General features: G+C 72.4%; 17 protein-coding genes. 10 read left to right on the top strand and 7 right to left on the bottom strand.

Annotated elements, in window-relative coordinates; all coding sequences use genetic code 11:
• Positions 1 to 777 precede the first annotated feature (777 nt).
• From QRX60_RS02140 to QRX60_RS02130, 3 genes are all read right to left on the bottom strand, one after another.
• Entirely contained in the window at positions 778 to 1,188 is a 411-nt protein-coding gene (locus QRX60_RS02140; protein ID WP_285999108.1) for a histone-like nucleoid-structuring protein Lsr2, read from the bottom strand.
• 186 nt (positions 1,189 to 1,374) lie between these two features.
• A complete protein-coding gene (locus QRX60_RS02135) occupies positions 1,375 to 1,560 on the bottom strand; it encodes a hypothetical protein (protein WP_285999107.1) in 186 nt (61 codons plus the stop codon).
• Between the two features lie 496 nt (positions 1,561 to 2,056).
• The gene (locus QRX60_RS02130) at positions 2,057 to 2,722 is read right to left on the bottom strand and encodes an HU family DNA-binding protein (protein ID WP_285999106.1); all 666 of its coding nucleotides are present in this window, start codon (positions 2,720 to 2,722) and stop codon (positions 2,057 to 2,059) included.
• A 685-nt stretch (positions 2,723 to 3,407) separates the two neighbouring features.
• Here QRX60_RS02130 and QRX60_RS02125 point away from each other — a divergent pair.
• From QRX60_RS02125 to QRX60_RS02110, 4 genes are read left to right on the top strand one after another with little or no spacing between them, the layout of a single operon-like run.
• The gene (locus QRX60_RS02125; protein WP_285999105.1) at positions 3,408 to 5,150 is read left to right on the top strand and encodes an ATP-binding protein; all 1,743 of its coding nucleotides are present in this window, start codon (positions 3,408 to 3,410) and stop codon (positions 5,148 to 5,150) included.
• Between the two features lie 40 nt (positions 5,151 to 5,190).
• Entirely contained in the window at positions 5,191 to 6,351 is a 1,161-nt protein-coding gene (locus QRX60_RS02120; RefSeq protein WP_285999104.1) for an exonuclease SbcCD subunit D, read from the top strand.
• A gap of 1 nt (position 6,352) precedes the next feature.
• Complete coding sequence (locus QRX60_RS02115) at positions 6,353 to 9,754, top strand: AAA family ATPase (protein ID WP_285999103.1); 3,402 nt, start codon at positions 6,353 to 6,355, stop codon at positions 9,752 to 9,754.
• A complete protein-coding gene (locus tag QRX60_RS02110) occupies positions 9,751 to 10,728 on the top strand; it encodes a hypothetical protein (protein ID WP_285999102.1) in 978 nt (325 codons plus the stop codon). The genes QRX60_RS02115 and QRX60_RS02110 overlap by 4 nt, the downstream gene beginning before the upstream one ends.
• A gap of 177 nt (positions 10,729 to 10,905) precedes the next feature.
• Here QRX60_RS02110 and QRX60_RS02105 read toward each other — a convergent pair whose 3' ends face one another.
• Positions 10,906 to 11,112, bottom strand: coding sequence for a hypothetical protein (locus QRX60_RS02105; RefSeq protein WP_285999101.1), 207 nt, complete (start codon positions 11,110 to 11,112; stop codon positions 10,906 to 10,908).
• Between the two features lie 161 nt (positions 11,113 to 11,273).
• Here QRX60_RS02105 and QRX60_RS02100 point away from each other — a divergent pair, with 161 nt between their 5' ends.
• Positions 11,274 to 13,337: a glycoside hydrolase family 3 C-terminal domain-containing protein gene (locus QRX60_RS02100; protein WP_285999100.1), complete on the top strand. Its 2,064-nt coding sequence runs from the start codon at positions 11,274 to 11,276 to the stop codon at positions 13,335 to 13,337.
• A gap of 63 nt (positions 13,338 to 13,400) precedes the next feature.
• Here QRX60_RS02100 and QRX60_RS02095 read toward each other — a convergent pair whose 3' ends face one another.
• Positions 13,401 to 13,976 (bottom strand): hypothetical protein, encoded by a 576-nt coding sequence (locus QRX60_RS02095; RefSeq protein WP_285999099.1) that lies wholly within the window; start codon positions 13,974 to 13,976, stop codon positions 13,401 to 13,403.
• Between the two features lie 58 nt (positions 13,977 to 14,034).
• Positions 14,035 to 14,286 carry a hypothetical protein gene (locus tag QRX60_RS02090; protein ID WP_285999098.1) on the bottom strand — a complete coding sequence of 84 codons (252 nt, stop codon included), beginning with the start codon at positions 14,284 to 14,286 and terminating at the stop codon, positions 14,035 to 14,037.
• A 100-nt stretch (positions 14,287 to 14,386) separates the two neighbouring features.
• Here QRX60_RS02090 and QRX60_RS02085 point away from each other — a divergent pair, with 100 nt between their 5' ends.
• On the top strand, positions 14,387 to 14,701 hold the full coding sequence (locus QRX60_RS02085) for a nuclear transport factor 2 family protein (protein WP_285999097.1): 315 nt from the start codon (positions 14,387 to 14,389) through the stop codon (positions 14,699 to 14,701).
• A gap of 26 nt (positions 14,702 to 14,727) precedes the next feature.
• Here the strand turns inward: QRX60_RS02085 and QRX60_RS02080 are convergent, their stop codons facing one another.
• Entirely contained in the window at positions 14,728 to 15,429 is a 702-nt protein-coding gene (locus QRX60_RS02080; RefSeq protein WP_285999096.1) for an IclR family transcriptional regulator, read from the bottom strand.
• Between the two features lie 143 nt (positions 15,430 to 15,572).
• On the opposite strand from QRX60_RS02080, the gene leuC reads away from it, so the two are divergent.
• The 4 genes from leuC (at position 15,573) to QRX60_RS02060 (ending at position 22,176) form a co-directional block, all read left to right on the top strand.
• Positions 15,573 to 17,006, top strand: a complete 1,434-nt coding sequence (leuC, locus tag QRX60_RS02075; RefSeq protein ID WP_285999095.1) for a 3-isopropylmalate dehydratase large subunit — start codon at positions 15,573 to 15,575, stop codon at positions 17,004 to 17,006.
• 22 nt (positions 17,007 to 17,028) lie between these two features.
• Positions 17,029 to 17,631 (top strand): 3-isopropylmalate dehydratase small subunit, encoded by a 603-nt coding sequence (gene leuD / locus QRX60_RS02070; RefSeq protein WP_285999094.1) that lies wholly within the window; start codon positions 17,029 to 17,031, stop codon positions 17,629 to 17,631.
• Positions 17,632 to 17,872: 241 nt separating this feature from the next.
• Positions 17,873 to 18,589, top strand: coding sequence for an HU family DNA-binding protein (locus QRX60_RS02065; RefSeq protein ID WP_285999093.1), 717 nt, complete (start codon positions 17,873 to 17,875; stop codon positions 18,587 to 18,589).
• A gap of 800 nt (positions 18,590 to 19,389) precedes the next feature.
• A complete protein-coding gene (locus QRX60_RS02060; RefSeq protein ID WP_285999092.1) occupies positions 19,390 to 22,176 on the top strand; it encodes an AfsR/SARP family transcriptional regulator in 2,787 nt (928 codons plus the stop codon).
• Positions 22,177 to 22,318: the final 142 nt, after the last annotated feature.

The following is a 22,318-nucleotide window of genomic DNA, read 5'->3' as shown; positions in this document are numbered from 1 at the left end:
GTGACCCGAATCCCCGCAGCGGCCGCCTCAGCCACGATCTCCGCGCGCCCTGTCCGCGGTGAGAACTACCTTGTCGCCCGGTCGCAGGACGAGTCCGCCGGACTTCCGCTGGTCGAGCGAGGCGTTGTCGAGCACCGCGAAGTACGCGTCGACCGCCGGTTCGCCGTCTCGGGGCCGCCGGACCGGGCGAGCTGCGGCCAAGCCCATTTCGCGGTGCGCAGCTGGGCGTCAGTGACCCTTACGGTGTTCGGTGCGCGCCGCATGAGGAACCCCCGGGCAGCTCGCCGCTCCACGTGCGTCGTCGAGCTCGGTGTGCCGGGAACGAGGGGCAGACCGGCTGCCGTGGACGGCCTGGGGCCCGGATCGCGATCGGGGTTGGCGAGCGTCACCTGCTCGTCGGTGATGTGCCCGCTCGGGTCCACGTGGACGACCGAGCGACCCGCTGCGGGGAAGCGAAGTTGTCGATCTCGGCGTCGAGGGGAAGATCCCAGCGTCGGCCGGCCTGACATGCCAGATCAAGTCGGGGACGGAGGCAGGTTGTTACACCTCGGAAAACGGGGATGCGGCTCTGCCCGGACCAGCCGATGGCGGCTTGGAGCGAAATGGCCGGCTTCGCCTGCCGAAAGCAAGGCTCGATACCGATGTATTCACCGCTCACGAGCCGGGACCTGCGTGATCAGGCGGAAATGGCCTCCGTTGGCGGCGAGGACCGTTCGTCCTTGCCGCCAACGGGCCGTGCCCCTTGATCTCTCCCCAGTGATCTGCCGGACACCGCCGTCACTTCTTGGCAGCGGCGACCTTCTTGCGCGGGGCGCGCTTGCGCGGGGCCGCCGGGGCTTCGGTCTCGGCCACCTGGGCCTGCTCGTAGGCCGCGATCACCTCGGAGGACAGGCGGCCGCGCTCGGAGACCTCGTAGCCGTTCGCGTTCGCCCAGGCGCGGATCTGCTGGTTGCGCTCGCGGTCGGTCGTGCTCGTCGTGGTCGACTGGCCCGTCGCGACGCGCACCTTGCGGCCGCCGATGCGCCGGCCGGCCGCGATGTAGCGGGCGAGCTCGTCGCGCAGGGCGGAGGCGTTGTCGTCCGAAAGGTCGATCTCGTAGGTGACACCGTCGAGGCCGAACTGAACGGTCTGGGCAGCGGTGCTGCCATCGATGTCGTCCAGGATCTCGACGAGGACTTTCTGGGCCACGGGAATGCTCCTCAAGCTGGATGTGCGTCCGGGGAACGTGACGTGTGACAAGTTGCACAATGACCGACGTTCTTGGGTGGAGTGTATCCACCCGGAGATCGGTACGGCAATTTCCCCGCCACTTCCCGCGATTCGGCAGTCCTGATAGGACGCACCGCGGGTTCCACTGTGGAGGCTTTCCCCGGACTACGTTCCGGACGGCGTCGTGCCCTGCTCGCCGTGGTGGTGGGGCGGATCCGTCTCCAGCGCTTCGTCGGCGTCCCCTTCGGCGGGGTCCGCGAGGTCCATTTTCGCGGCGGCCTCCTTGGCCTCGTCGATGTGCTGCCGGGAGCGGGCGAGCTCCGCGTCGTCCTGCTTCTCGTTCGCGGCCATCACAACTCCTTGCCGGGGTCTTCGGGCAATTCCTCACTTCCGGCTACCCGCGGGGCCGGGAGCGCAACCGTCGGCGCGGTGACGGTTTCTCCGGCTCGGCTATTCCGGCGCCTTGATTCCCCGCGGGAGGCACTGAGGGCGGCGCAGACGGCCGTGGAGCCTCTGCCGCGGTGGATCTGCCCGCCCACGCGGGCCGGAATGCCTGACGGCGGCCCCGGACTCAGTCCACCCGGCCCGGTGGTCCTTCCGGTCGGCGCCGCGAGAGGCCGCCGGTCTTCCTGGACCCGTGCCTGATGCTCTCGCGTGGCCTCGGGCCGTGAATTCTTCCGCACTTCGCGCGGCGGTGTGGTGAGTGTGTGGCCGGGACCGGTTCCGCGTTCTGCGGCCCGGCAAAGCGCTCGCGCGAACTCCGTTGAACGCTGTTCCCCCGCGCCGGCCCGGAACGCCGAAGGGCCCCGCACCTGCCGGTGCGGGGCCCTTCCGGGGTGAAATCCAGTTACTTCTTCTTGGCAGCCGACGTGCGCTTGGCCGGGGCCTTGGCGGCGGTGGTCTTCTTCGCCGCGGCGGCGGTCTTGGTCGCGGCCGGCTTGGCAGCGGCCTTCGCCCGCGTGGTGGTGGGCTTGGCCGCGGTCGCCTTGGCGGGAGCCTTGGCCGCGGTCTTCGGGGCCGCCTTGGTGGCGGTGGCCTTGGCAGCCGGCTTCGCCGCGGTGGCGCGGGTCCGGGTGGCCGTGGCGCGGGCGGTGGCCGGCTTGGCCGCGGCCGCACGGGTCGAAGTGGCCCGCGTGCTGGTGGTCTTGGCCGGGGCGGACGCCTTGGCCACAGCCGCACGAGTGGTCGTGCCGGCCGCGGTGGCGCGCTTGACCGGGGTGGCCTTGGGCAGCTTCTTGGAGCCGGAGATGACGTCCTTGAAGGTGGTCCCGGCGCGGAACGCGGGCACATTCGTCTTCTTGACGCGGACAGCCTCACCGGTACGCGGGTTCCGAGCGGTACGGGCCGCACGGGCACGCTTCTCGAACACCCCGAAGCCGGTGATGTTGACCTTTTCGCCCTTGTTGACCGTCCGGATGATGATGTCCACCAGACCGTCAACGGCCTGCGAAGCCACCTTCTTGTCGCCCAGACGCTCCGACAGCGCCTCGATCAGCTGGGCCTTGTTCGTCATTCCAGTCCTCCATAGTGGAACTACTAGTCACGGCCCATCTCGGCCGACACTGCACACGGTATTACCAATACCGCACAAAATCCAACCGGGGGTCGAAATATTTCCTTGCGAGGGCGCTGGTTCCGCCTCCCGGACGACCTTCTCCGGAGCGGTCCCGGAATGCGGTCCGGATCTTGATCATGGCTCTGAGCAGGTAAAACCCAATGACAGAGCCGTCCACAGTGGTCGTCCATATAGGACCCGGGCCCCCTCGGGAGACTTTTTTCGCGACACGCCGGGCCGGGGCCTCCCGGCGGGTGCCGGAGGCGTCCCGGGCCCGATCCCGCGCAGCGGCGGGGGATCCCGGGTCCGCCGCCGGACCCGCGGCGGGGGATGCCGGGGGCGCCCGGGAAGGCCCGGCGGCACCGCTTCGCCGTGGGGCCAAGGCAGTAACGTCCCGCCCGTCCGGAGCGACCTCTCCGGGGCGCGGCGAGGCCCGTTGCGGCGCAACCGGTACGCCCGCGACGGGGCCGCCGCCGGGACCGAAAGGATCTTCCCCGTAGGGTGAACTCACTCGTTCGGCCCAGCCGCGGCCTGCCGTGACCTCGCCGGTACGCCGCAGCCCAACGCCGTGTTGGGCGCGGGACTGTCGGTCCGGCGAGCTAGTCTGCCGCCGGAGGAAGCGCCGGGTGCGACAGGGAGAACCGTGGACCAGGACACACTCACGACCGTGGTCGGCCGGGTGGCCGGGACCGAGGACTCGACGCCGCTGCAGTTCCACGTGGCCATCGATCCCGAGGCCTACCTGCAGCTCGACGACGTCGTCGTCACCCGGCGGGAACTCCCCGGCCTGGGCGAAGTCACGTCCTTCGGCGTCGTGACGCAGGTGAGCGCGAGGCACGAGGGCGCCAGCTTCGGCAGCGACGTCTTCCTGATCTCCGACGGGGTCCTGCCCGCGCAGGTGCAGGAGATCGCCGAGATCGCCACCACCCGCGTCGAGCCCGAGTGCTACGTGCCGCCGCGGCCGGGGGCCGTCGTCTCCCGCGCGGTGGGGGAGGATCGCGCGCAGGCGCTGTACTTCGACAACATGACCCGCCAGGTGGCGGTCGGCCTGGGGCGGGACGGCGAACCCGTCTACCTCAACATGGACTTCCTCGACGGCACGCGCGGCGCGCACGTCAGCATCAGCGGCGTCTCCGGCGTCGCGACCAAGACGTCGTTCGCGTTGTTCCTGCTGCACTCGATCTTCCGCGGCGGCGCCCTGCCCAACGCCCACAACGCCAAGGCCCTGGTGTTCTCGGTGAAGGGCGAGGACCTGCTGTTCCTCGACACCCCGAACGTCCACCTCGACGAGAAGCTCAAGGCCGAGTACGCCAAGCTCGGCCTGCCCGCGGAGCCCTTCGCCTCCGTCGGCTTCTACGCGCCGCCGACGCCGTCGGACACCACGGGGAAGCCTTACGTCACCGGGCGGACCTCGGGCGTCGGCGCCTTCTGGTGGACCATCGCGGAGTTCTGCGCGAAGGACCTGCTGCCCTACGTCTTCGCCGACGCCGAGGACGAGCGCAACCAGTACACGATGGTCATCCACCAGGTCGCGAACCGGTTGCGGCTGGACAGCACCCCGGCCGGGAAGGACGGCGCCGCGAACGTCGACGGCGTCCTGTGCCGCACCTACGCCGAGCTCGTCGACGTCATCTGCGACCGCGTCACCGACGAGGAAACCCGCGCGAGCTGGGCGGGTGCGGTGACCGGCGCCGGCACGGTCAACGCCTTCATCCGCCGCCTGCGCTCCAGCCAGCGCGCGCTCAGCGGCCTCATCCGCGGCGACCTCACCGATCACGCCGCACGCCAGTTGTCGACGGAGAACCAGCAGGTGACCGTCGTGGACATCCACAACCTCGTCGAGCGCGCGCAGCGGTTCGTCGTCGGTGTCACGCTCGCCGCGGAGACCGCGCGCAAGGAGGCGGCCGGTCCCGGCGGCCTCCTGTTCACCATGCTGGACGAGCTGAACAAGTACGCGCCGCGCGAAGGCAGCAGCCCGATCAAGGAAGTCCTGCTGGACATCGCCGAGCGTGGCCGCTCCCTCGGCGTCATCCTCATCGGCGCGCAGCAGACCGCCAGCGAGGTCGAGCGCCGGATCGTCAGCAACAGCTCGGTGCGGATCGTCGGGCGCCTCGACGCCGCGGAGGCCTCGCGCCCCGAGTACGGCTTCCTCCCGGCCAGCCAGCGGGTCCGCGCGACGCTCGCCACGCCCGGCACGATGTTCGTGAGCCAGCCGGAGATCCCGGTGCCGATCGCCGTCGGCTTCCCGTTCCCGGCCTGGGCCACGCGGCTTTCCGAGGCCGGGAAGGTGCCGACGACCACGGCGGCGTCCAAGAAGTCCGATCCCTTCGCCGGCCTGCCGACGGGAAGCAGCGACCCGTTCGGCGACGACCCGCCGCCGTTCTGACGGACCCGCCGCAGCCCGCTCCCGACCGGAAGGACGCCGCGTGAAGTTCCTGCACACCTCCGACTGGCACGTCGGCAAGACGCTCAAGGGCCGCAACCGCCTGGACGAGCAGCGCGCCGTGCTCGGCGAGATCGTCCGCACCGCGCGCGACGAGGCGTTCGACGCGATCCTCGTCGCGGGCGACCTCTACGAGACGTCGGCGCCGTCGGCCGCCGCGCAGGAACTCGTGGTCCAGGCGCTGATGGCGTTGCGCGACACCGGCGCCGAGGTCGTCGCGATCGCCGGGAACCACGACCACGCGGCGACCTTCGAGGCGTACCGGCCGCTGCTGCGGAAAGCGGGCATCCACCTCACCGGGAACCCGCGGCCGGTCGCCGACGGCGGGGTCGTGTCGTTCGACGCGCGGTCGACCGGCGAGCGCGTCAACGTCGCCGTGCTGCCCTTCCTTTCCCAGCGCTACGCGGTGCGCGCCGCCGAGCTGCTCGCCGGGACCCCGGCGGACAACGTCGGCGAGTACGACCAGCGCGTCCGCGACATCCTGGAGCACCTCAAGTCCGGGTTCTCCGCCGGTGCGGTGAACCTCGTCATGGCGCACCTGACGGTGACCGGCGGGACGATGGGCGGCGGCGAGCGCGCGGCGCAGTCCATCTTCGAGTACCACGTGCCCGCGACGGCGTTCGGCGCCGACCCGCACTACGTCGCGCTCGGCCACCTGCACCGGCGCCAGTCCCTGCCCGCCGCCTGCCCGGTGCACTACAGCGGTTCGCCGTTCGCCGTGGACTTCGGCGAACAGGACAACAAGAGCGTGGTCCTGGCCGTGGAGGTGACGCCCACGACACCGGCGAAGATCACGGAAGTCCCGATCACGGCGGGGCGGCGGCTGCGGACCGTCCACGGCACGGTGGCCGAACTGATCGGCCGCGCCGAGGAGCTCGGCGAGGACTACCTCCGCGTCTACGTCCGCGAGGCGACCAGGGCCGGGCTGCGCGAGGAGATCCAGGAAGCCCTGCCGAACGCCCTGGAAATCCGCATCGACCCGGAGTTCGCCGCCCCGGTGACGACGGCGGGCGGCGACCGTGCGGTCGCGGACCGTTCGCCGGGGGAGCTGTTCGCGTCCTACTGCGAGGAACGGACCGTGGACGACAAGCGCGTCCAGTCGCTCTTCGCGCGGCTGCACGACGAAGAGACGAGCGGGGTGTGACATGCGGCCTGTGCTGCTGGAGATGACCGGCTTCGCGTCGTTCCGCGACAAGACCGAAGTCAGCTTCGACGACACGGACTACTTCGCGCTCGTCGGGCCGACCGGCGCCGGCAAGAGCACCGTGATCGACGCGCTCACCTTCGCGCTGTACGGCTCCGTCGCCCGCTGGGACCACGAAGGGCTCGTCGCGCCCGCACTCGCCCCGACGGCGAACCGGGCCACCGTGCGGCTGGTGTTCGACGCCGGGGGCACGCGCTACCACGTCGTGCGCGAAGTCCGCCGCAGCGGTGGGAAGAAACCCACGGTCAGCGTGAAGAACGTCCGGCTGGAACGGCTCGCCGACCCGACCGCGCTCGGCGGTCCGGAGGACGACGCCGACCCGGTCGCCGCGGACTCCGAGGTCACCCCGGCCGTCGAACGCCTGCTCGGGTTGACGTTCAAGCACTTCTGCACCTGCGTGGCGCTGCCCCAGGGCGACTTCGCGGAGTTCCTGCACGCCAAGGCCGCCGACCGGCAGAAGATCCTCATCAAGCTGCTGGGCCTGGAGGTCTACGAACGGATCGGCCGCCGCGCCGGGGTCACCGCGGAGCAGCAGAAGCAGCGCGCCGCCGTCCTCGCCGAACAGCTCGGCAGCTACGCCGACGCGACCGAAGAGGCCGTCGAAGAGCTTTCCGCGCGGATGACGGCACTCGCGGACCTCGACGCGCGGGTGAGCGCGGCCCTGCCGGGTTTGTCCGACGCCACCCGCGCCCACGACGAAGCGCGGCAGCTCGTCGCGTCGCTGACGCGGGAGCTGGGTGTCCTCGACGCGCTGGAACGCCCGGACGGCGTCGAAGACCTCGAAACCCGGCGCCGCGCCGCGGCGGACGCGGCCGCGACGGCACGCGCGGGGCTGGAAACGGCCGAGACGGCGGACGAAGCGGCCCGTGCCGCGCTCGCCGCCGCTCCCGCCCGCGGCGAGCTGGAACGGATCCGCGCCGCCCGCACGGAGCTGGCCGAGGCCGAGAAGGCCCTCCCGCGCCTGGAAGTGGCGGCGAAGACGGCAGCGGAGGCGAAAGCGGCCGCCGCCGCCGCGGTCACCGACGCGGTGTCCGCGACCGATGCGGCCCGCAAGACCCGGGACACGACGGCCCGCGCCGCCGAGGACGCCGCCGCCGAAGCGGCGCGGGCCCGGCAGGACCGCGACCGGCTGGCGGGGCTGAAACCGCCGGCGGATCTCGGGGACCTCTCGGAAGAGGCGGCACGGGTGGCGAAACGCACAGCGGACGCCGAGGCCCGCCTGCATGCCGCCGAGGTCGCCGACGCCGAAGCTCGCGCGGCGCTGGCCGCGCAGCCGGACGTCGCCCCGCTCGCCGCCGCCCGTTCCGACGCCCGGACGCTCTACGCGGTGTGCGAAGCCCAGCGGAAGGCCGCGCCCGAGCAGGTCGCGCGCCGGAAGGAACTGGAAGCGGCGAGAACCGCCTTCGCCCGCGCCGACGCCGAAGTCACCGCGGCGAAGACGGCGGTGACCGAAGCCGACCGGGCCGGGCAGGCGCTGAGTCTGCGGGCGGGACTCGCCGTCGGGCACCCGTGCCCGGTCTGCGAGCAGGAAGTCGCGAAGCTGCCCGACGCCGTCGGGCACGCCCACCTGTCGGAGGCGAGCGAACGCCTGGAGCGGGCCGAACGGGACCGCGCCGCCGCCGAGTCCGCGCTGCGCAAGCTGGAGCGGGCCGTGGACCGCGACGCCGACTCGGCCGCGTCGGCGGCCGCGCAGGCGGAGGAACTGCGTGCGGTCCTCGTCGGAGTCGACGGCCCGCCGGAGTCGCCGGTGCTGCGGCGCCCGGTCGAGGCCTCTTTCTCCGAGCAGGACTACGCGGACCTCGTCGCCGCCGTGCGCGAACGCGGCGAATGGCTGTCCGCGACGATCGACGGCCGTACCCGCGTCGCCGAGGCCGCCCACGCCGCGGACGCGAAACTGGCCGCGGCGCGCGCCGACCGCACGGCGGCGCAGCACGAGGCCGATGTCGTGGAGAAGTCGTTCGCGGCGGCCCGGGAAGCGCTGCGGGCGGCACGCGACCCCTTGGTGGAACTGGGCGCGCCCGCGGTCGACGCCGACGACGTCCCGGCGGGCTGGCAGCGGCTGACCGCCTGGGCGGCGGCCACCCTGGAAGAGCGGCGGACGGCTTTGGCCGCACTCGAAGCGGCCGCCGAAGCCGCGGGCAAGGAAGCCGTCGTCGCGGCGGACGACCTCGCCTCCGCCGAGCGGAACGCCGAACAGCGGCGGAAGCGGGCTTCGGAGGCGGCGCTCGCCGACCAGTCGGCGAGCACCGAGTGGGCGAACACCCGGCGCCGCCACGGCGAACTGATCGAGACCCTGGCCGGCGCGCCCTCCGCCGAGGTGGTCGCCGAGCAGCTCGCGAAGGTGGCGGAACTCGAACAAGCCGCGAAGACGGCCGACGCGGATCTGCGGACCGCCCGCGCGGCCGCGAAACAAGCCGCGGAAGCCCAGGCGCGGATCGCCGAGCAGGTCGACGCCGAACGCCAGCGGCTGTCCCGGGCGCGCGACCCGCTGGTCGGCCTGGGTGCCCCGCCGATCGACGGCGAGAGCCTCCTCGACGCCTGGACCGCGCTCACGGATTGGGCGGCCGGGCAGGCGAACCGGCACCGGGACCGGCTGGCCGCCGCCACGACCGCCGAGGGCGAAGCCGCCGAAGCGTTGCGGGTGGCCGAACGCGCGGTCGCCGACGACGTCACCGCGCTCGAGGTCGACGTGCCGGAGGGGCCGGTGCGCGACCGCGTCCCGGTGGCCGTCGCCGCCGCCCGGGCGCGGGCCGAGGGCGACCACACGGAGATGAAGCGGCGCGTGGCGCGCGTGGCGGGCCTGCACGGCGACATCGCGGCCGCGGAGTCCGAGGCGCAGGTTGCGCGGCTGCTCGCGGATCTCCTGCGCTCGGACAAGTTCCCGCGCTGGCTGATCGCCGGGGCACTCGACACGCTCGTCGCCGAGGCGTCCGCGTCGCTGCTCGAGCTGTCCGGCGGCCAGTTCGAGCTGACCCACGACAAGGGCGACTTCCTGGTGGTGGACCACAACGAAGCCGACGCGCGGCGCCCGGTGAAGACGTTGTCCGGCGGGGAGACGTTCCAGGCGTCGCTTTCGCTGGCCCTCGCGCTGTCGTCCCAGCTCGGGGCGATGGCGGCGGACGGCGCGACCAAGCTCGAGTCGATCTTCCTGGACGAGGGCTTCGGGACGCTGGACGAGGCCACTCTCGACGTCGTGGCGTCCACTTTGGAGAACCTGTCGGCCACCGGCTCCCGGATGGTCGGGGTGATCACGCACGTGCCGGCGCTCGCCGAGCGCGTGCCGGTGCGGTTCCAGGTCACCCGCGACGGCACCGGCTCGCACATCAGCAGGGAGGGCGCATGACCGCCGTGGCCGGGACGACCTTCAGCATCGACTCGTGGGACCCGGGCTACGGCAGCTCGATGGAGGCCGAGGAGCTGGCGCGGTCGGGGGCCGAGGTCGAGCTCGAGGTCGAGGTGCCCACGGAAGAATGGGCGCCGATCGACCCGACGCCGGTTTCGCCGCCCGAGGCGGTGTTGTTCGTCGACGGTGTCCGCCGGATCGACGCCCGCGTCTGGATCGACGACCCCGAGGGGATGAACTCGGCGTCCATCGGGCTCTGCGCTTCCTACGCGGCCGGAGTGGTGTGCTGCTGTTCGGGCCGGGCCCACGTCGTCGCGACCGACGTCCGGCGCGGGGTGTTCACGGTGGCGTCGGAGGCAGGGGACATCCCCACCTCGGCGGGGGTCTACCGGGCGTTCCGCTCCGCGGCCAAGGAGGACAAGCCGCTGGCGGTCGTGCTGTCGTCGGCGTTGCAGGAGCAGCTGGCCGAGGCCGAGCTGGACACGGCGGGCGAGGCGCGCCGGGCGATCGCCGGCCACGTCGGCAGTGACCTGCTCGTCGTCGACGGCCCGTTGAGCGGCCGCACGCACCTGCCCCGGGCGGTCGGGTTCATCAAGAGCCACCAGACGACGTACCTGCCGGGCGAGCTCAACGCGATGGTCGGCCGGCTGGGCCCGCACCAGCGCACGCCGGTGTTCCTGATGGGCACGACGTGGGTCCGGCATTCCTGGTACCTGCGCCTGCCGTCGGCCGGGGGCCCGCCGTGGTCGGGGGTGGTCCGCGTGGAGGCGGCGCCGCACCTCGGGCGCGAGGAGGTGGCCGGGCTGGCGAACCTGACGCAGTCGGTGCTGGGACGGTTCGCGTCGGTGGCTTACAAGGACTCGCGGGCGCCGCAGAACCTGTACCCGATCGCGGGGCTGGAGCGTGACCTGCGGCATCGGCTGGGGGACCAGCAGTTCGTGTACCGGGCGCTGCGGCTGGCCGCGGCTCGCTGAGGACGGCCCGCACGACCTGTCCATGACTTCGGTCTTCGCCGCGCGAGCCTGCCGCTTTAGACCGGCCCGGGGGCGTGAACCGCCCGCCGGGCCGGAATCCGCCCGCTGGGGGTGGGCGGCCCCGGGGCGGCGGGCCTGGGGGAACCGTACCCGCCCCGGGGTGTCCTTTGTGGAGGATCAGCCCGGTGGGCCGTCCCCGGTCTGCGGTGCGCCCGCCGGTTTCGCCGTGACCTGCGGCTTCGCCGGCCCGGCCGCTTTCGACGGGGTGCCCAGGACGGTGAAGGTCGGGGTCGCCGGCTGGCCGTTCAGACCCGTGAACGTCGCCGGCGTGCCGCCGCCGGCCGTTCCCGCGGCCGTTAGTCCGATCAGTGTTTTCTTCCGCACGGCCCGTCCCCTCTCCTGCGCGCCCCCTCCACGCTTGAGCCGGGGAAACGGTTGAGCCTCCCGGATATTCAAGTACATGAACGACTATCGAGTCTATGTTTCCTGGTCACGTATGCGTTAGCTTGTCCGCCGTTGATCCGTTCGGTGGCGAGGGAGACTCGATGCGCAACGGCCGGCTCGTTCTTGCCGCGGTACTGGGGTTGACGCTGGCGACACCGGCCACGGCGGTGGCGGACGCGCAGCCCTGGCGCGACGCCCGCCAGTCGCCCGACCGGCGCGCCGCGGAGCTCGTCGCCGCGATGACCCTCGACGAGAAGATCTCCCAGCTGCACCTGCAGCCCGACGCCGAGCACCAGCGGTTCGTGCCGCCCATCCCGCGGCTGGGCGTGCCCGGCTTCCGGATCGCCAACGGCCCGGCCGGCATGGGCCCGGCCGACGACAAGCCGCAGAAGCCGGCGACCGCGCTGCCGGCCACGATGGCGCTGGCGTCGACGTTCGACACCGGCCTCGCCCGCCGCTACGGCCGCCTGATCGGCGACGAAACCCGCGCGCTCGCGCACAACGTGTCCGAAGGGCCGGACATCAACATCGCCCGCGTCCCGCGCAACGGCCGGACGTTCGAGGGCATGGGGGAGGACCCGGTGCTCGTCGGGGCCATGGGCGCCGCCGACATCCGCGGCATCCAGGAGAACGGCACCATCGCCGAGGTCAAGCACTACGCGGCGAACAACCAGGAGACCCAGCGCCAGAGCATCGACGAGCACATCGACGAGCGCACCCTCAACGAGATCTACCTGCCGCACTTCGAGCAGGCGGTCACCGAAGGCCACGCCGGGTCCGTCATGTGCGCCTACCCGAAGATCAACGGCGTGTTCACGTGCGAAAACCCGGCGCTGCTGCAGGACAAGCTGCGCGACGACTGGGGGTTCAAGGGGTTCGTCCAGTCCGACTGGGGTGCCGCGCACAGCACCGTCGGATCGGCGAACGCGGGCATGAACCTCGAAATGATCGACGGCACCTGGTACGGCGAGAAGATGAAGCAGGCCGTGCTCGCCGGGCAGGTGAGCGAACAGCGCGTCGACGAGCTGCTGGTGCCGCGGTTCCGCACGATGTTCACGTTCGGGCAGTTCGACCACCCGCCGGTGCTCACCCCGCTGCCGACCGCGCAGCACGACGCCGCCGCCAGGCAGTTCGCCGAACGCGGCATGGTGCTGCTGCGCAACGACCACGCCCAGCTGCCGCTCGACGACCGTGCGGTGAAGTCGATCGCGCTGATCGGGCCGTTCGCGACCAAGGCCAAGACCGGCGGCGGGGGCAGCTCCGCCGTCATTCCGACGTCCACAGTGGACCCCCTGCCGGGGCTGCGGCAGCGGGTTCCCGGCGCCGCGGTGACCCTCGACGACGGCAGCGACCCGGCGCGGGCGGCCGCGCTGGCGCGCACCGCGGACGTCAGCGTCGTGATGGTCGGCGACAACGAGGCCGAAGGCAAGGACCGGCCGAGCCTGGCCCTCGACGGCAACCAGGACGCCCTCGTGACGGCGGTCGCCGTGGCGAACCCGCACACCGTGGTCGTGGTGAAGAGCGGCGGACCGGTCCTGATGCCGTGGGCGTCGTCGGTGCCCGCGATCCTGCAGGCGTGGTACCCGGGCCAGCAGGACGGCGCCGCGGTCGCCGGCGTGCTGTTCGGGGACGTCAACCCGTCGGCGAAGCTGCCGGTCACGTTCCCCGCGGCGGACGCGGACACCCCCGCGAACACGGCGGCGCAGTTCCCGGGCGTCAACGGGGTCGCGACGTACTCGGAGGGGCTGCAGGTCGGCTACCGGTGGTTCGACGCGCAGGGCCGCACGCCGCTGTTCCCGTTCGGGCACGGCCTCTCGTACACGACGTTCGCGTTCTCCGGGCTGTCGGTGCACACCACCGGCGACGGCGCGACGGCGACGTTCACGGTCCGGAACACCGGCCACCGCGCGGGCGCGGAGGTGGCCCAGCTGTACCTCGGCTTCCCGGCGGCCGCGGGCGAGCCACCGCGGCAGCTGAAGGGGTTCTCGCGGGTGGAGCTGGCGCCGGGCCAGTCCCGCCGCGTGACGATCGAACTGGACGCACGCGACTTTTCGGTGTGGGACACCGCCGGGCACGCTTGGCGCCCGGTGCGGGGCGAGTTCACGGTGCAGGTGGGCGACTCGTCGCGGTCGCTGCCGCTGCAGGCCCCGTTCACGCGCCGCTGACCCCCGTGGTCGTGAGTGTTCAGGGCGGTTAGAACCGCCCTGAACACTCACGACCAGCTTCGGTCAGACCTTGCAGCCGGGGGCGCTCGCCGCCGCCGTCACCAGTTCCCGGGACTCCGCCAGCGGCGCGATCGGGTCGTACGTGCCGTCGACGTCCTGCTGGGCCTCCTGCAGCGCCTTCATCGCCGGATCCTGCGAGGCCACGTCGCCCGGCGCCGCGCGGTCCAACGCCGTCTTCGCGTCGCGGGCGCGGTCGCGGGCCGTCGTGTACTTCCCGGCGAGCGCCTTCCGGACCGTCTCGGCCAGCGGCACCGGGGCCGGCGGGAGCGCCGTCAGCCGGTCGACCACCTCGCCCGTGCGGTCCGCGATGCCGCCCAGCTCCTCGCTGAGCATCTTCTGCGCTTCCACGACCGAGCGCGGTTCGGACGTCCCCGGCGCCGCCTCCTCGTTGGTGCGCTTCCGGTAGCCGTGGATGGCGGAGCAGAAGCCGTCCAGCCAGTCGAGCGTCGCCGGGTCGACGGCCGGTGCCGGGGCGAGTGAGGCCGGGGCCGTCACCGTCACGGTGGGCGCGGCCGGGCGCGGCTCCGAACAGGCGGTCAGCAGCAGGCAGGCGCCGAGCAGTGCTGGGACGATCTTCATGGCTTCCCCTCGCAGTGACCCTTTGCGCCTACACGCGCGAGGTGGCCCGACGGTTGCTTCAGGCCGCGGCGATCGTCCCGCCCAGCGCGAGCCTGCCGTCGTCGGTCAGCTCCGCGCGCGTCCACTGCCCGACGGCGACCACCGGCCCCCGCGCCGGCCGGATCAGCCCCGCCCGCGCGAGCTCGTGCGCCGTCGCCTGGTCGCAGCACGGCAACCCGTCCACCCTCAGGTCCGGCTCGCAGCTGCAGGTGAGCTCGGCCCGCCCCGCGCCGACGGCCCGCAGCATCGCCAGCGCCCTTCTGTTCACCATCGTCTTTCCCCCTCCGTGGTGCTGTCCTGAAGGAGACGTGACCGCCGTCACCGAATACGCGGCTTTCGCGAGGTTCCCCCGAACGGTGCACGATGACCCCATGACGGATTCGATCGGCGACCCGGCGGTGCGCGCGTTCGTCGACGCACTGAACGCGGGCGACCGCACAGCGTTCCGGGCCGCGCTCACCGCGGACGCGACGATGTCCGACGACGGCACGGACCGCGACCTGGCGGAGTGGACGGAGCGGGAGATTTTCGCCAGCCAGGGCCACCTCGAGGTGGCCACCGCGGCGGACGACGGTCGCGAGTTCGTCGCGGACTACTCGAACTCGACTTGGGGCGCGATGCGGACCCGGTGGACGTTCACGGTTCGCGACGGCAAGGTGGCGCGCTTCGAAACGGGCCAAGCCTGACACCACTGTGACTCCTGGGGCGCGAGTTACAGGCGTTCCTGCAACGCATCCGCCGCCGCGAGCAGGTCCGCCGCCCAGCGCGCCCCCGGCTTGCGGCCGATGCGCTCGATCGGGCCCGACACCGACACGGCCGCCACGACCGCGCCCGCCGAATCGCGCACCGGCGCCGAAATGCTCGCCACCCCCGGCTCGCGTTCGGCCACGCTCTGCGCCCAGCCGCGGCGGCGCACCTCCAGCAACGTCCGCTCGCCGAAGACCGCGTCCGCCAGGATCGTGCGCTGCGTGTGCGGATCCGCCCACGCAGCCAGCACCTTCGCGCCCGAGCCCGCCGTCATCGGCAGCCGCGAGCCCACCGGGACCGTGTCGCGCAGCCCGCTCGGCGGCTCCGCCGTCGCGACGCACACGCGCTGCACGCCGTCGCGGCGGTAGAGCTGCACGCTTTCCCCGGTGACGTCCCGCAGCTTCGGCAGCACCACGCCCGCCGCGTCGAGCAGCGGATCCGTCGAACCGCCGGCCAGTTCGGCCAGCGCCGTACCGGGACGCCAGCGGCCGTCCGGACCCCGGCGCAGCAGCCGGTGCACCTCGAGGCCGACCGCGAGGCGGTGCGCGGTGGCCCGGGGCAGGCCCGTCCGCGTGCACAGTTCCGCGAGGCCGCAGGGGTCGTCCGCGACCGCCTGCAGAACGGCCACTGCTTTGTCCAGTACTCCGATACCGCTATGCTGTCCCACGACCCGATACTAGCGTCCCGCACTTTGGGAAGTCCAGCATCTGGGAAAACCCTGAACTCGAGCTGCGCCCCTCCTTCGCGGCTCGCATTGGCCCCCGCGGTGCGCGCCCGAGTTCCGACGTCGAACCGTGGAAGGAGCCGGAGATGACCAGCCCGACCGGCAAGGCCCGCACACTGGCGGAGAAGGTGTGGGAAAGCCACCTCGTGCGCCGAGGGGAAGGCGCCGAACCGGACCTGCTCTACATCGACCTCCACCTGCTGCACGAAGTGACCAGCCCGCAGGCCTTCGACGGCCTCCGGCTGGCCGGGCGGCCGCTGCGCCGCCCCGACCTCACCATCGCGACCGAGGACCACAACGTCCCGACCGTCGACATCGAGCTCCCCATCGCCGATCCGGTCTCGCGCACCCAGGTCGACACCCTTCGCCGCAACTGCAAGGAGTTCGGTGTCCGGCTGCACCCGATGGGTGACGCCGAGCAGGGCATCGTGCACGTCATCGGCCCGCAGCTCGGCCTGACCCAGCCCGGGATGACCGTGGTCTGCGGCGACAGCCACACCTCCACGCACGGCGCGTTCGGCGCGATCGCCTTCGGCATCGGCACGTCCGAGGTCGAGCACGTCATGGCGACCCAGACGCTGCCGCTGCGTCCGTTCAAGACGATGGCGATCACGGTCGACGGCGAGCTGCGGCCCGGCGTCACGGCGAAGGACATCATTCTCGCGGTGATCGCCAAGATCGGCACCGGCGGCGGCCAGGGCTACATCCTCGAGTACCGCGGCAAGGCCATCGAGGCCCTGTCGATGGAAGCCCGGATGACCGTCTGCAACATGTCGATCGAGGCCGGCGCCCGCGCCGGGATGATCGCCCCGGACGAGACGACGTTCGCGTACCTGAAGGGCCGCCCGCACGCGCCGAGCGGCGCCGACTGGGACGCGGCGGTCGAGAACTGGCGGCAGCTGCGCACCGACGACGGCGCCGAGTTCGACGCCGAGGTGCACCTCGACGCGAGCGAGCTGACGCCGTTCGTGACCTGGGGCACCAACCCCGGCCAGGGCCTCCCGCTGGGCGCCGAGGTGCCCGACCCGGAGGCGATCCCGGACGAGAACGACCGCATCGCCGCTGAAAAAGCCCTGTCCTACATGGACTTGAAGCCCGGCACCCCGCTGCGGGAGATCGCGGTGGACACTGTCTTCCTCGGCTCCTGCACCAACGGCCGGATCGAGGACCTGCGGGCCGCGGCCGAGGTGCTGCGCGGGCGGAAAGTGGCGGACTCGGTCCGGATGCTGGTGGTTCCCGGCTCGATGCGCGTCCGCAAGGCCGCCGAGGAGGAGGGCCTCGACGAGGTCTTCACCGCGGCCGGCGCCGAGTGGCGCCAGGCCGGCTGCTCGATGTGCCTGGGCATGAACCCGGACCAGCTGAAGCCGGGCGAGCGCAGCGCGTCGACGTCGAACCGCAACTTCGAGGGCCGGCAGGGCAAGGGCGGCCGGACGCACCTGGTCTCGCCGCTCGTGGCCGCCGCCACGGCCGTCCGGGGCACGCTGTCGTCGCCGGAAGACCTGCTGACCGCCGCCCGCTGACCCCACCCGAGGAGCTACTGCCATGGAACCGTTCACCCAGCACACCGGCATCGGCGTCCCGCTGCGCCGGTCCAACGTGGACACCGACCAGATCATCCCGGCGGTCTACCTCAAGCGGGTGACCCGGACCGGCTTCGAGGACGGCCTGTTCGCCGCCTGGCGCGGTGACCAGGACTTCATCCTCAACACCGAGCCGTTCAAGAACGGCAGCGTGCTGGTCGCGGGGCCGGACTTCGGCACCGGGTCCTCCCGCGAGCACGCCGTCTGGGCGCTGATGGACTACGGCTTCCGGGTCGTCATCTCCGCCCGGTTCGCCGACATCTTCCGCGGCAACTCCGGCAAGGGCGGCCTGGTCGCCGCGCAGTGCGAGCAGCACGACGTCGAGCTGCTCTGGAAGCTGCTCGAGAACGAGCCCGGCACCGAGGTCACGGTCGACCTCGAGACCAAGACCGTGCGGGCCAAGGACTTCACCGCGCCCTTCCAGATCGACGACTACGTCCGCTGGCGGCTGCTCGAAGGTCTCGACGACATCGCGCTGACGTTGCGCCATGCCGGTGAGATCGACGCCTTCGAGGCGGCCCGTCCGTCCTGGAAGCCGACGACGACGCCGGTCGTCGCCGGCTGACCCGGCCCCGGGGCGGGATCGCTTGCGCGGCAAGGAGTCCCGCCCCGCCTGACCGGCTCCGACACGACACCGAACGGCCCTCCGGCGGCCCCTTTCGAGGGCCGCTTCGCGAGGCGGAACCCGCCCCGGGACAAGGGAAAGATTCCGCGTGCCGTTTGGAATTTGTGCTGCCTTGGTAATACCGTGTCGCTAGTCGGCCCGACGTGGCCGTGGACGAGTACTTCCTTCTTGGAGGACTGGAATGGCCAACAAGGCCCAGCTGATCGAGGCGCTGACGGAGCGCCTGGGCGACAAGAAGGCCGCTTCCGAGGCGGTCGACGGTCTGGTCGACATCATCATCCGGACGGTCAACAAGGGCGAAAAGGTCAACATCACCGGCTTCGGGGTGTTCGAGAAGCGCGCTCGCGCGGCGCGGACGGCCCGGAACCCGCGTACCGGTGAGGCTGTCCGCGTCAAGAAGACGAATGTGCCCGCGTTCCGCGCCGGGACCACCTTCAAGGACGTCATTTCCGGCGCGAAGAAGCTGGCCAAGGCCACGCCCGTCAAGCGCGCCACCGGCGCCCGCGCGGCCACGACGACGCGGGCCACGACGCCCCGCGCGGCCGCGGCCAAGCCGGCCACCGCACGCGCGACGGCCACCCGGACCCGCGCGACGGCGGCGAAGCCGGCGACGACGACGCGCGCGACGGCGGCCAAGGCGGCCCCGAAGACGACCACGACGCGGGCCAAGGCGGCCCCGAAGACGACGGCGGCGAAGACCACTACCACCAGGTCGACCGCGGCCAGGTCGACGGCGGCCAAGTCGACAGCCGCGAAGCCGACGACGGCGGCGAAGGCCACGACGGCCCGGAAGACGACGGCGGCGAAGGCCACGACGGCCGCGAAGGCCACGACAGCCCGGAAGACCACGGCGGCGAAGGCACCAGCCAAGCGCACTTCGGCGGCGAAGAAGAGCTGACCGCCCGAAACTGTCGGACCCCTGCGGTAACGTGAAATCGGGGGTCCCCCAGGGGGTTACCCCTGCTGAGCGAGTGGATTTTCCGGTAGGGCCCCGCGTGCCGCGCGGGGCCCTACCGCGTTTCCTGGGCCGATGGGGGAAGTGATCGTCCCGGACGGTCGGGAATCGCGGCGCAGGGAGAGTCGGCCACGCCCTCGGCCACGGCTCGCGTATTCGGGGAGTCGGCTCACGTATCCAGGGAGCCGGGTCGCGAACCCGGAGGGTCGACTCGCGAACTTCGGAAGTCGGCTCGTGTGCCGGAGGGGCGGCTCTTGTACTTCGGAGTCGGCTCGCGCGCCAGGGAACCCGGGGTCGCGTGCTCAAGAAGCGGTTGGCGTGCCCGGAGGGCCGATTCGCCTGCTCGGGGACCGGTTCGCGAACTGACCGCGAGATACGCGAGCCGATCGGCCAGGTACGCAAGCCGGCTTGCCAGGTACCCGAACCGACCGGCCAGGTACGCGAGCCGACTCTCCAGGTACGTCAACCGACCCGTGAGACAGGCGAACCGATCTTCCAAGCACGCCAACCGGCCCGCCGTACGCCTGCACCGACCGCACGGAAACGTGAGCCGCCGGTTCGGGTGCGCCCGCGTTACCCACTGCCAAGATCCGCCGTCCGAACGGGATCCGTGCACCACCCGCTCGGAGCACCCGGCGGCCCGGGACCGGTTCCGCCCAATTTCGCAAAGTTGCTTGAGCGCCCGGCCGAGTGATGCCACGCTGCCCTCCTCGGGGTCCGCGTCCGGCGGTGCCCCGCGGCGCGTGAACCTGGGGGCGACCACCATCGACATCCGGCTACTCGGCCCGTTCCAGGTGCTCGTCGGCGGTTCGCCGGTCGTGCTGACCAGTTCCCGGCAGCGCGCGCTGCTCGCGACACTGGCCTTGTCCGCGGGTCGCCTGGTGTCGATCGATGCTCTCGCGCGCGGTGTCTGGGGCGAAGATCCGCCCGCGCACATCCGCGGCAGCCTCCAGACCTACGTCATGCGCCTGCGCCGCCTGTGCGGCGAAGAAACCGTCGTCACCGAACCGGACGGGTACCGGCTGGTCGTCGACCCGTCCCGGGTGGACGCGCTGCGCTTCCTCCGCACCCTCGACCAGGCCGCCGCCACGACGGAACCCGCGCGCCGCCGCGGACTGCTCACCGCCGCGCTCGCCGCCTGGGGTGGCGCACCCCTCGAAGGCGTCGGTTCCCCCGCGCTGGCCGCGGAATGGGGCCCGCTGCTGACCGAGCGGTACCTCTTCGCCGTGGAGCAGCGCATCGACCTCGACGCCGGGCTCGTCCCCGACGCCCGGCTCGTCGCCGAGCTCACCGACCTCGTCGCCCAGCACCCGCTGCGGGAATCGTTGTGGGAACGGCTGGTGCGGGTCCTGGCCCGGTCCGGCCGCCGCGCCGAAGCGCTGGCCCGGTACGCCGGGCTTCGCGCGTTGCTCGCCGACGAGCTGGGCGTCGAGCCGGGGGAGGACCTGCGCCGCCTGCACGCCGAACTGCTCGCCGCCGACACCGAACCCGCCGGCCACACCGTGCCGCGGCAGCTGCCCTTCGACGTCGCCGGCTTCACCGGGCGCGGCCCGGAACTCGCCGAACTCGACCGCCTCCCGCCCGGCGGCGCGTCCGGCATCGTCGTCATCGAAGGGACGGCCGGGGTCGGGAAGACATCGTTGGCCGTGCACTGGTCGCACCGCGTCCGCGACCGCTTCCCCGGCGGCCAGCTGTTCCTCGACCTGCGCGGACACTCCGCGGACACGCCCGTCACCCCGGAGGCCGCCCTGGCCGGCTTCCTCCGCGCCCTCGGCGAGCCGCCCGAGACCCTGCCTTCCACAGTGGAGGAACGCTCGGCGCTCCTGCGCAGCCGGCTGGCCGGCAGCCGCACGCTCATGCTGCTCGACAACGCGCGCGACGCCGACCAGGTCCGCCCGCTCCTGCCCGGCCCCGGCAACCTCGTCGTCGTGACCAGCCGCAACCAGCTGCGCGGCATCGTCGCGCGCGACGGTGCCCGCCGGATCGCCCTGCGTTCCTTCGACGACCAGGACGCCACCGCGCTGCTCGCCGGCAGCGTCGGACCGCAGCGCTTGGCCGCCGAACCCGATGCCGTCGCCGAGCTCGTCCAGCTCTGCGGCCGTCTTCCGCTGGCACTGGCGCTGGCCGGGGAACGCGCGTCGCGGTTTTCCGGCGTTTCGCTCGCGGGGATCGTCGAAGAGCTGCGCGACCAGCGGCTGCGGCTCGACACCCTGCGCGACCCGCAGGACGCCGGCACCGACCTGCGGGCCGCGTTCTCGTGGTCGTACAAGGCGTTGCGCCCGGCCGCCGCGCGCTTCTTCCGGCTGCTCGGCCTGCACCCCGGCCACGGCTTCAGCCTGTCCTCGGCCGCCGCGCTGGCCGGGGCGAACCTGCGGGAGGCCCGCGAGCTCGCCGACCAGCTCGCCGCCACGCACCTGCTCAACCAGCCCAGCACCGACCGCTACCAGTTCCACGACCTCCTGCGCGTCTACGCGGCCGAGCTCGTCGAAACCGAGACGACGGCGGCCGAACGCGCGGGCGCGCGGCGCCGGCTCCTCGACTGGTACCTCGCGAGCGTCGCCGAAGGGACCAAGCTCGTCCGTCCCGACCTGCTCACCGACGACATCACGCTCGGCCCCGCGCCGGTGCCCGCCATCCGGTTCACCCAGCACGAACAGACGATCGCCTGGTACACGACCGAACGCACGGCCCTCACCGCGCTCGTCGGCGTCGCCGCCGAGAACGGCTTCACCGCCCACGCCTGGAAGCTCGCGTGGCTGCTGCGCGGGTTCTTCGCCGAACGCCACGACCGCGACGACTGGATCACGACCGCCCGCACGGCCGTCACCGCGACCCGCGAGGCGGGCGACAACACCGGCCTGCAGTACAGCGCCAACAATCTCGGCTCCGCCTACCTGCGCACCCTCCAGCCCGACAAGGCGCTCGAAGCCCTGGAGGAGGCGCGCGCGGCGTCCGAGGCAGGCGACGGCACCGCGCTGGCGGTGGCGATCCTCTCCAACCTCGCCGGCGCGTACTACGTCCGGGCCGAGTACGCCGAAGCCGAGCGCTACGCCCTCCAGGCGGTTCGTCTCGCCCGCGACCACGGCCAGCGGACGTTCGTGCCGCACGCCCTCCTCAACGTCAGCGCCAGCCGCATCGGCCTCCGCAACTACGACAACGCCGCCGAGGCCGCGCAGGCCGCGCACCAGGCCTTCGCCGACCTGGGCGACCGGTACCACGCGGCGCTGGCGCTGGGAAACGTCGCCGAAGCGCTCGAAGGAGCCGGGCGGCAGGACGAAGCGGAGAAGGCGGGCCTGGAAGCTCTCGCCGAGCTGAAGGAGCTGAACGCCGACTACGGCACCATCGACGTCCGGATCACCCTCGGCCGCCTCAAGCTCCGCACCGGGCGGAGCGGGGAGGCGCGGGAGCATTGGGCCGAGGCGCTGACCGTCTGCCAGCGCCTCGGCGACCCGCGAATCCCGGAGATCCGGGCTCTGCTGGCGACGGTGCCGACAGACGGACCCCCGTCCCGGGATGCGCCGTACCCCTAGCCCGGCGCAGCCCAGCGGGACCCGGACCCAGTACACCAAGATCGACTGTCACGGCGCTGTCTTGTGGTGAGCAGCTGTGTCATGCGTTCGGCTGAGGGTGTCCCGGTCGAGGGGCATTCGGGGTCGGTCGTCGAGTTCGACC

It is taken from the genome of Amycolatopsis mongoliensis, assembly GCF_030285665.1.
GTDB lineage: Bacteria > Actinomycetota > Actinomycetes > Mycobacteriales > Pseudonocardiaceae > Amycolatopsis > Amycolatopsis mongoliensis.
The sequence above is the reverse complement of the archived record's forward strand: the minus strand, read 5'-3'. Positions and strand labels throughout refer to the sequence as shown.

Excerpts from the sequence above, each read along its gene's own strand:
- QRX60_RS02135 (WP_285999107.1), bottom strand. The coding sequence starts at position 1,560 with ATGGCCGCGAACGAGAAGCAGGACGACGCGGAGCTCGCCCGCTCCCGG.
- QRX60_RS02130 (WP_285999106.1), bottom strand. The coding sequence starts at position 2,722 with ATGACGAACAAGGCCCAGCTGATCGAGGCGCTGTCGGAGCGTCTGGGC.
- QRX60_RS02115 (WP_285999103.1), top strand. The coding sequence starts at position 6,353 with ATGCGGCCTGTGCTGCTGGAGATGACCGGCTTCGCGTCGTTCCGCGAC.
- QRX60_RS02110 (WP_285999102.1), top strand. The coding sequence starts at position 9,751 with ATGACCGCCGTGGCCGGGACGACCTTCAGCATCGACTCGTGGGACCCG.
- QRX60_RS02100 (WP_285999100.1), top strand. The coding sequence starts at position 11,274 with ATGCGCAACGGCCGGCTCGTTCTTGCCGCGGTACTGGGGTTGACGCTG.
- QRX60_RS02095 (WP_285999099.1), bottom strand. The coding sequence starts at position 13,976 with ATGAAGATCGTCCCAGCACTGCTCGGCGCCTGCCTGCTGCTGACCGCC.
- QRX60_RS02090 (WP_285999098.1), bottom strand. The coding sequence starts at position 14,286 with ATGGTGAACAGAAGGGCGCTGGCGATGCTGCGGGCCGTCGGCGCGGGG.
- QRX60_RS02085 (WP_285999097.1), top strand. The coding sequence starts at position 14,387 with ATGACGGATTCGATCGGCGACCCGGCGGTGCGCGCGTTCGTCGACGCA.
- leuC (WP_285999095.1), top strand. The coding sequence starts at position 15,573 with ATGACCAGCCCGACCGGCAAGGCCCGCACACTGGCGGAGAAGGTGTGG.
- leuD (WP_285999094.1), top strand. The coding sequence starts at position 17,029 with ATGGAACCGTTCACCCAGCACACCGGCATCGGCGTCCCGCTGCGCCGG.
- QRX60_RS02065 (WP_285999093.1), top strand. The coding sequence starts at position 17,873 with ATGGCCAACAAGGCCCAGCTGATCGAGGCGCTGACGGAGCGCCTGGGC.